This is a genomic window from Kurthia populi, assembly GCF_042686175.1.
Lineage (GTDB): Bacteria > Bacillota > Bacilli > Bacillales_A > Planococcaceae > Kurthia > Kurthia populi.
In genome coordinates this window covers 1-8,023 of sequence record NZ_JBHUOR010000089.1, presented here as the reverse complement: position 1 = coordinate 8,023, position 8,023 = coordinate 1, and the positions used below count along the sequence as shown (strand labels likewise).

The 8,023-nt window shown below is 41.2% G+C and carries 9 protein-coding genes; 3 read left to right on the top strand and 6 right to left on the bottom strand.

Going from position 1 to position 8,023, the window contains the following annotated elements:
* Positions 1-223 precede the first annotated feature (223 nt).
* Positions 224-439, top strand: coding sequence for a hypothetical protein (locus tag ACFSY7_RS10905; RefSeq protein ID WP_380147852.1), 216 nt, complete (start codon positions 224-226; stop codon positions 437-439).
* Between the two features lie 43 nt (positions 440-482).
* On the opposite strand, the gene ACFSY7_RS10900 is transcribed toward ACFSY7_RS10905, so the two are convergent.
* Genes ACFSY7_RS10900 through ACFSY7_RS10890 form a run of 3 tightly spaced genes read right to left on the bottom strand, consistent with a single transcriptional unit; the run spans position 483 to position 2,121 of the window.
* Positions 483-956, bottom strand: coding sequence for an NUDIX hydrolase (locus tag ACFSY7_RS10900; RefSeq protein ID WP_380147851.1), 474 nt, complete (start codon positions 954-956; stop codon positions 483-485).
* An 11-nt stretch (positions 957-967) separates the two neighbouring features.
* Positions 968-1,270, bottom strand: coding sequence for a hypothetical protein (locus ACFSY7_RS10895; RefSeq protein ID WP_380147850.1), 303 nt, complete (start codon positions 1,268-1,270; stop codon positions 968-970).
* Positions 1,270-2,121 (bottom strand): alpha/beta fold hydrolase, encoded by an 852-nt coding sequence (locus ACFSY7_RS10890; RefSeq protein WP_380147849.1) that lies wholly within the window; start codon positions 2,119-2,121, stop codon positions 1,270-1,272. Before ACFSY7_RS10890 ends, ACFSY7_RS10895 begins: the two co-directional genes overlap by 1 nt.
* Before the next feature lie 119 nt (positions 2,122-2,240).
* Here ACFSY7_RS10890 and ACFSY7_RS10885 point away from each other — a divergent pair, with 119 nt between their 5' ends.
* Positions 2,241-2,909, top strand: a complete 669-nt coding sequence (locus tag ACFSY7_RS10885) for a vWA domain-containing protein (protein ID WP_380147848.1) — start codon at positions 2,241-2,243, stop codon at positions 2,907-2,909.
* Between the two features lie 343 nt (positions 2,910-3,252).
* On the opposite strand, the gene ACFSY7_RS10880 is transcribed toward ACFSY7_RS10885, so the two are convergent.
* The 3 genes from ACFSY7_RS10880 to ACFSY7_RS10870 form a co-directional block, all read right to left on the bottom strand.
* Entirely contained in the window at positions 3,253-5,865 is a 2,613-nt protein-coding gene (locus ACFSY7_RS10880; RefSeq protein WP_380147847.1) for a hypothetical protein, read from the bottom strand.
* 81 nt (positions 5,866-5,946) lie between these two features.
* On the bottom strand, positions 5,947-6,153 hold the full coding sequence (locus tag ACFSY7_RS10875; protein ID WP_449274627.1) for a hypothetical protein: 207 nt from the start codon (positions 6,151-6,153) through the stop codon (positions 5,947-5,949).
* Entirely contained in the window at positions 6,153-7,148 is a 996-nt protein-coding gene (locus tag ACFSY7_RS10870) for an Ldh family oxidoreductase (RefSeq protein ID WP_380147846.1), read from the bottom strand. Before ACFSY7_RS10870 ends, ACFSY7_RS10875 begins: the two co-directional genes overlap by 1 nt.
* Before the next feature lie 219 nt (positions 7,149-7,367).
* Between ACFSY7_RS10870 and ACFSY7_RS10865 the strand changes: the two genes are divergently transcribed.
* Positions 7,368-7,988, top strand: coding sequence for an MFS transporter (locus tag ACFSY7_RS10865; RefSeq protein WP_380147845.1), 621 nt, complete (start codon positions 7,368-7,370; stop codon positions 7,986-7,988).
* The last annotated feature ends 35 nt before the right edge of the window (positions 7,989-8,023 follow it).

Sequence of the window (8,023 nt, the reverse complement as noted above, 5' to 3'; positions counted from 1 at the left end):
TTTATGTACATACTATTCACCTCAAGTTCTAGTATGTTACATTTAATGGTAAATTTGTACATCTTTAAGTGATTTTATATGTACACGTTTAAATTAGCATTTATAGAGCTATGTTCCAAACCTATCGAGTGAGCCAAAGGATACGCAAAAAATCGCGAGCGGCGACTATTATACGGTAAGACAAATTTCGAATGAGGTACAGTTAAAGGAAGCTTATCGTCGTGTGGCTCGTGATGCGGAGAATGGCGAAAATATCGTCATCACTTCAGAGCAGCACATCCCACTTACGCATGACATGACGAAATATGAATTTACCTTTGATGTAGCTCGTCAAAAAAAATTCTTTTTAATGATTCAATTAGACGGACAGTGCTGGGATTTTATCGCTAATTTTACGACGCATCCATTTTCAACTCTTCCGCGGATTACGGAGGATTAAGCCATCTAAAAAGAGACAAACGCTAAAAACGTTTGTCTCTGTTTTACTCTATACTATCCATTATCGCCTCGTAAACCTCATTCCATCCTGAATAATACAGTGAAACATCTGCTCGATGAATGAGCTTGCGCTGTGATGATTCAAACTGCCCTTCAAAAGGTAAGAAATTTGTAATCTTCATTTTGTAAAATACTTGATAGCCGACTTTCGGATAGGGGCTATGTTCTGTCCAGGCAGGGTTATCATGATGATCAACAGTAATCGCACCTAGCAGTGTGCAGTCACCCTCGACATAGGCCTCCTCAAAGGCTTCTCGTTTAAAGCATGCTTCTACAGTCTCGCCGTTTTCGATATGCCCACCTGGAAAATCCCAGCCGCGCGCATTTAAATCTACAAGCAATAGCTTATCTTGATAAAAGCAAAAGCCATGAACACTTGTAATAAGCGATAAAGGTGGCAGTGTCGTACGTTTTTGCCAGGTTAGCTTTACAATGGATTCTCCCCATTTTACGTGCATATTTCCCCCTCCTAAATGACAACGAGTAAAATCGTTACGGATAAGATGGCAACGATGCATAACGATAGATTTTTACCAAGTGTGGCGCCAAAATGCTCCTTAAATTTCAATCCTAATATAAGTGCTGGTATGTAAAAAATAAATAAGTAATACAGTGTATAATGAACGCCATCATCCCCATTTGACCAGACATCTAGCCCTAACATACGAATGATTTTGTCTCCGTATGCCTCATGGGTGCCCACTGAAATGGATAAGATGAGGCCAACGAGCACAAAAAGGGGTGACAGTGTACCCCAACCCACATTCTTCATCAATGGTTCACCTTCTGCTGCATCATTTTTTCGACAAACTGCTCAAATGCCTGTTCTTCCTCAACAAATGGGAAATGATTGCTTGTTGAAAAGGTCGTAAGTGTTGCGTTGCCGAGTAGCGCCGCCGCTTCGACTGCATATTCATACGGACATTGTGCATCGTATTTCCCACCGTAAATAAAGGCTGGAATCGTGACATTCCTTAGCTGCGGGCGTACATCAAAGGTTGGCAACTCCTCATATGAGAAATAATTCAATCTTTTCGATACCGTTTTACCGCTGTTTGGACGACTAATCAGCTTGTCATAGCTGCTCGCCTTATACAGTGACATAAGTGACCATTCCTTTGAGCCGTCCTGACGTTCTTCAGCTGTGGAAGCGGGGTTTGCGAGCATCGCCAAAATTTCACGAAGGCGCGCATTATGTAAATTGTCCTTACAGTAAATACTTGCTGGATTTTTCATATAGTCATTTGAGGCACAAAGACCACCTGCCACGATAAACGACAGTGAGCTAGATGCTTGTATCGCATAAACGAGCGCCAGCATCCCACCCGTTGAATGTCCAGCAAACGCCCATTTTGCTAGACCTAGTGCCTCACGAATTGTCTCTAAGTCGCGCACACTATCCGCCATACTATAAGAAGCAATGGCTGTATCATCCGTCGATTGTCCACAGCCTCGTAAATTCACTAAATACACGCGATGCGTTGCTACAAATTGATTCGCAAAAAGATTTCCTTTTTCATTAAATTCACTATATAAATGTGTTACACATAGTGGTTCACCCTCACCTGCCACAAATACCTCAAACATACCTCGATTTGTTTCAATTATCTGCTGTTGCCACATAGTAGTTCCTCCTCATCGGTATATTTATGGAATATATTGTCATTATATCATACATTTTAAAGGAACATTATGTCTGCATGTAGAAATAAGCTAGTATCACATGAGAAGGGAGTTTTAACATGTCATCAATTTCATTAAAGAAGCAAACTGCAAAAATTGTTTTAGAAAAGAAAAAGCTTACTGGCGTAACGGCACGCGTAGGTCTTGTTTTAGACATTTCAGGCTCTATGCGTAAATTGTATAAGGAAGGTGTCGTGCAGGAGGCGGTTGAGCGCGTGCTTGCGGTCGCTAGTCAATTTGACGATGACGGGGCGATGGATGTATGGATTTACGATAATGAATTTTCTCGTCTGCCAGCTGTCACAGAAAATGAGCTCTCTGGCTATATCGACAAGGCTGTACTAACGAATGACAATGTTCATAAATTTGGACGTAATGATGAGCCGCAAGTAATGAAGGATGTTATGACAAAATATTTAAAAGAAGAACCTGAGGATACACCGGCCTTTATCGTCTTTTTAAATGATGGTGGCTGCAAAGCGGGCATTAAAAAATTCATTATGTCCTCTTCAGACAAGCCAATTTTTTGGCAGTTTATCGGTATTGGCAATGGCAACTTTGATACACTTCAAAAGCTCGATACGATGGAGGGCCGCGTTGTGGATAATGCGAACTTCTTCCACCTACAGGCAATGGAAGCGGTAAGTGATGAGGAATTGTATGACCAGCTACTTGATGAATTCCCATTGTGGTTAAAAGAGGCGAAGGAAAAAAACATTCTTTCATAAGCTAAAAAAAGTAGGCACTGCGCTCAAACGCAATGCCTACTTTTTTTGAATTCCACACCTATTATTCATTACTTCTTATAAGCCACCTAATAATTTACCTAAGATTCCTAAAATCGTTGCTAATAATCCTGAAATTAAATCCATCGTAACCCATTCTTTACATTACCTTTTATACCAGTTTTCTGATTATTCTAAACATATTTTGATATTTTTTTATTAATTTAAATAAAAAAATTAAAACAACGAAAGTCCCTTATCGCAAAAATAGATTAGTATAAAGCCTTTCCTAACAAAAAAGAGCCCCTGAATGCTCATATAAGAAAATTCAGGGACAATCTTATTTTTATTCTACATCAATTACTTTTGAAACAATTTTTCCATACTTGATTTTAAGTTGACCTTTTTCCGTTACAATCCGTCCAGTCGTCGCATAGTTCTTTTCGTCCTCTGTTGTAAGATCTGCTATACGCTCGTCTGACGGTGAAAATTGTCCATCATTGTCATAATCAACATACAAATCGCCATAGTTAACATAAGGCGAATCTACTTCGTCGTATTGCCCTACCCAGCTTCTTCGTTCGCTCGCACTACGTACAGGATAATCATTGTCTCTCGATAAGGTGATTTTTTCGACGATGTCATCCTTACCAGCTTCTTCTCTCGTATAAAGAACATCACGGAAGCCAAGCGTCGTCGGAGCTCTCACCGTCGCAATATCGTGCGTAGTTAGCTGAATAATGGATGGCTGATCGTCATAGAAATACCACGTTGTCGTTAGCACCTTTTCGCCTTGTGGATTATAAAAATTCAGCGTTGTATGCCCCTCATGTCTACCACCAATTGATACATCTGGTGTCGCTTCATTTCCAGTGAAAACATATTCGCCCGTACTCACCCCATTGATCATAACCATTCCCGGATTATATTGAATACGATAACCTTTTAAATCCGCAACAGTCGCGCCACCTGCATATTTCCCGCGTGCATCCTCAAAAGCAAAGCGCGTTAATGCCGACATTTGTACATGATGCCGGGTTTCTTCGGATTTACGATCTAATACAAGATGCTCCTTCGTCGCAAGTCCTTCCGTCGTTACCGTCGTTTTTGCTAGAATTTTACCCTCGTCATCTTTATACAAAATATCACCGGCTTGCCCCGATTGCTTCACATTAAACTCTAATGGTGCGTAGCTATTATATAGCTTCCCTTCATCCGGCATCCCAACAATCGCTGGGTAGACGATGCGAATTGGCGTTTCTAGCTCCATAAAATCACCATATTGGTCTAGTAATGTCACCGGAATTTTTTCTTTATTCGCATTCCCAACAACCGCTTCGTATTTACTCGGTGCGTCCACAGTCGTCAGCTTACGCTCATCATTTACAACCGTAAGCTCAAACTCTTGCTTATAGCCTTTTGTTGCAATCGTAATGGTTGTCTTACCTGCTTTTTTAGCAATAATTTGGTCCGTTGGTAGACGCCCTTCTTTTACAGGCTTTTGCTCAATGGCCGCGACAGCTGGATTTGAGGATGTCAGCGCTAGTCCAAAACCATCAATACGACCCGGTCCTCCACCAAAAGCAGCTGAGGAAATATAACCTTGCTCACCAATCACTAATGTATTACTTTGTAGTGCACTATAGCCCTCTTTACGCTTCACAGATAGTGTATAAGGCTCCTGCTCCTCTGTTGCTTGAAGCTTAGTGAACGTTACCGGTATCGTTTTTTCATACGTTTTATCCGCATTTTTCAGCGTAATTTTAACAGAAGATGTTCCCGTACCGCCACGTAATTTCCCTGTTGTAGACGTCGTACCCTCTTCAAAAATCGCCTCATCTGCCTCGAATGTAACCTCATAGCCTTGTAGCTTTAACATATCCACTGTTTGCATTGTATTTTCTACGTTAAACTGTAGCGTCACAGGCTCATTTTCAGCAAAAGTATCTTCCCATAGACCAAAGCGTTGGATATCCGCTATATAGCTCACCGTAAACATCTGGTCCCCAATACGTACTGTAGTCGGTGTATTCAGCGGTAATGGCATTTCCAAATCAACCTCCATTACGCGGTCCTCTGGATACGATAGCCCAACTGATGCAGTGCCATCTACTTTTACATCGTCTTTGCGCAGACCTGTTAAGCCCTTCCCTTTCACTCGTAAAATGGTACGGTCAATGGCCTCTATACTATCGACTGTAAACTGTAGTTTGCCGTCCTTATATTCATCACCATTATACATCCCATTTGCAAGAATCCCTTTAATATAAAATAGCTCTTTATAATAACCCGTTGCGAGTATGCCGCGCTCATAGTAATTCCCCTGATACAGCATCTTTTTCAGCACCTTACGTCCCTCATGGAATAATACATCGTCATGTAGGCGGTAATCCTTTGTATCAAGGTAGCCGTTATTAAATAAATACGTGTACTGATTTAAATAACGATAGCGCTTCAGCCCTTTGTACAAATAGCCGTCCTGATATAAATACAATTTTTTAGCCGTCGCAACATTTTTTTGTGGGTACATCGTCGTCCCTTTTGCTAAAAAGCCATCTTTATAAAGCCGCTCCTTCGTAGATGTCTGCACATAGCCCTTTGCCAGTATGCCATTTTTGAATAATAACGTCTTAGCTCGCGCTGTTTTATTGCCTTTTTTCAGTGTCGCATTGTCGTACAGCCTCATTTTATTGCCCGTTCCCATAATTTTATAGCCTGTATTCAGCACACTATGACGGTAAAGCTTCCCACTATACACAACATAGCCCTTATTCAATTTGCCATTTTTATATAATCTACCTTTATACAGCACATAACCAGCGGCTACTTTACCTGTAGCACTATTCATTAACACGCCATTTTTTAGTTTGTACGTTGCTGCCTCTGCAAGTTGTGATTCCTGTATGGTGCTCGCCATTACAATGGCTGCCAGTGTCGTAGCTATTATCTTTTTCTTCATCTAGCTTCTCCTCCGTTCTCTTCATGCTATTATCCCATTCCCTTTTTCATCTTTCATCAAAATAAAAAAGAATGGGCTTATTTACCCATTCTTTCCATTTTCTAATTGCTGCTCTATTAACGTTACTGCAATTGTAAAAGCTTTAATACGGCGCTTCGCTAACGTAATCTGTGATTTATAACGCGACGGATTCTCTTTTCCCTCTAACGTTTTGACCGTTTCGCGTAACTTATGCAGCGTCGACTCAATTTGTCGCTTTGCTTCTCGTAAGTCATCCTGTTCATACATTATTCTAGTAGCTCCTTTAGTAAATCATACGCATTCTCCGACAGTTCAACCCCTGTTTCCTGCGCCTTTTTCGCCTTTTGAGCAGAGCGCTCTCCTGGCAGCTGTACCTTATCAAAGCCGGGCGCTGGCACTGCCTCATGTAGCCCATCAACCATATTTTGCACACCCTTTGCAAAAGCCTCTGGTTGCATAAAGAGCGCTGGATTAATCGCAATAATAAATTGCCCTAAATGACGCTTTTGCGATAAATCATTGTACATTGTCTCATTGCCGCCTGGTAAAAGCCCCGCCACCACATCAACAAACAGCGCTAGTCCTGATCCCTTCGCCCCTGCAATTGGCTGCAGAGCTTTTACCTCATGTGGATTCGTCGTTGGATTACCCACTGCATCAAGGCCCCAATCCGTAGGAATTTCAGTATTTTGCTCGCGTGCGAGTAACACCTTCCCAAATGCTGCATTACTCGTTGACATATCGAGCACAATCGGCTCCTCTTCATTTGGCACACCATATGTAATTGGATTAACACCTAAGTAAGCATCCCGACCGCCAAATGGTGCTACTAACGCATCCGCCTGCGTTAGTAGCAGCGTAATCATTCCCTCTTTTGCCGCTTCATGTGCATAATAGCCGACAGCTCCGCAATGCGTCGAATTGGATACAATCGCTAGTCCAATACCTGATTTTTTCGCTAAGGTAATGGCCTCATCCGTTGCCTTTTTCGCCACGACATGCCCAAATCCAAAATCACCATCCACCTTACAAACGGCCTCATTTAGCTGGGTGATCGCAATGTCAGGGCGAATATTAATATGTCCTTGTGCCACGCGGCGTAAATAAATCGGGAGGCGAATGACACCATGTGACTGCACCCCGCGTGTTTCCGCAAAGGCTAATACATCCGCGACAATTTCTGCATGCTCCTCTAATACATCTGCTTGCTGTAGTTTTTGCTGTATTGCTCGTTTTAAATTTTCGACTGTTGTTTTTGGCATTTCTCATCACCCTTTCTAGTAGCTATTTTCCATTATATTGGTAGGCTTCCTTTGTTGTACAAAATAAAGCTTTATCTTTCCAATTATTCCCTGTATAGTGGAAGGAACTATTTTCTTAGGAGTGATTATATGCAGCAATACGACCAGAACATCAATCATCAATTGGAGGGTAGCAATTCTTAGAAAAAAGCGCCCTCATCTAAATCGGAGGGGTCTCTTTTGAAGTTAACAACCATTTATTATTTTTTAACATCCTCGCGCTCGTTTAGCATTCACATTGTTTTTACAATCAGCGCCATTTACTATGTATCCGTTGCACAATTAAACGCATTAGAGCTCGTATTAATTGGCACCATTTTAGAATTAACTGTCTTTATTTGTGAAATACCAACTGGTCTATTTGCTGATTTTTTTGGCCGTAAAAAATCATTTATACTCGGTACTGTAATAATTGGTAGCGCGCATTTATTAGAAGGCAGTATCCCCGAATTTTGGGCGATTGCGCTTGCATCCATGCTATGGGGTATTGGCTGGACATTTATTAGCGGATCAGAAGAAGCTTGGATTGCAGACGAATTAGAAAACCAAGCGCTTGAACGTGTTTTTTTAAAAGGCGCTCAGTGGCGTTCAATTGGTAGCTTTTTAGGTATTATAATGAGTGTCGTATTAGCGCTATTTTTATCTGTGCAACTTGCGATTATCCTAGCAGGTGCTTTTTTATTACTCATTGCCATCATTTCTTTATGCATTGTACCAGAAACAAACTATATTGTCAATAACGCCTCTAAATTCTCCGATAATATCGGGATAAAATTCCCCATTATAGAATTAAGTAGTTAAATGATTAGCTGGGAATATCCCAGCTTTTTTCTTTT

What these genes read in the sequence shown, in the direction of transcription:
- ACFSY7_RS10895 (WP_380147850.1), bottom strand. Translation starts at nt 1,270, where the DNA reads ATGAAGAATGTGGGTTGGGGTACACTGTCACCCCTTTTTGTGCTCGTT.
- ACFSY7_RS10880 (WP_380147847.1), bottom strand. Translation starts at nt 5,865, where the DNA reads ATGAAGAAAAAGATAATAGCTACGACACTGGCAGCCATTGTAATGGCG.
- ACFSY7_RS10890 (WP_380147849.1), bottom strand. Translation starts at nt 2,121, where the DNA reads ATGTGGCAACAGCAGATAATTGAAACAAATCGAGGTATGTTTGAGGTA.
- ACFSY7_RS10900 (WP_380147851.1), bottom strand. Translation starts at nt 956, where the DNA reads ATGCACGTAAAATGGGGAGAATCCATTGTAAAGCTAACCTGGCAAAAA.
- ACFSY7_RS10875 (WP_449274627.1), bottom strand. Translation starts at nt 6,153, where the DNA reads ATGTATGAACAGGATGACTTACGAGAAGCAAAGCGACAAATTGAGTCG.
- ACFSY7_RS10885 (WP_380147848.1), top strand. Translation starts at nt 2,241, where the DNA reads ATGTCATCAATTTCATTAAAGAAGCAAACTGCAAAAATTGTTTTAGAA.
- ACFSY7_RS10870 (WP_380147846.1), bottom strand. Translation starts at nt 7,148, where the DNA reads ATGCCAAAAACAACAGTCGAAAATTTAAAACGAGCAATACAGCAAAAA.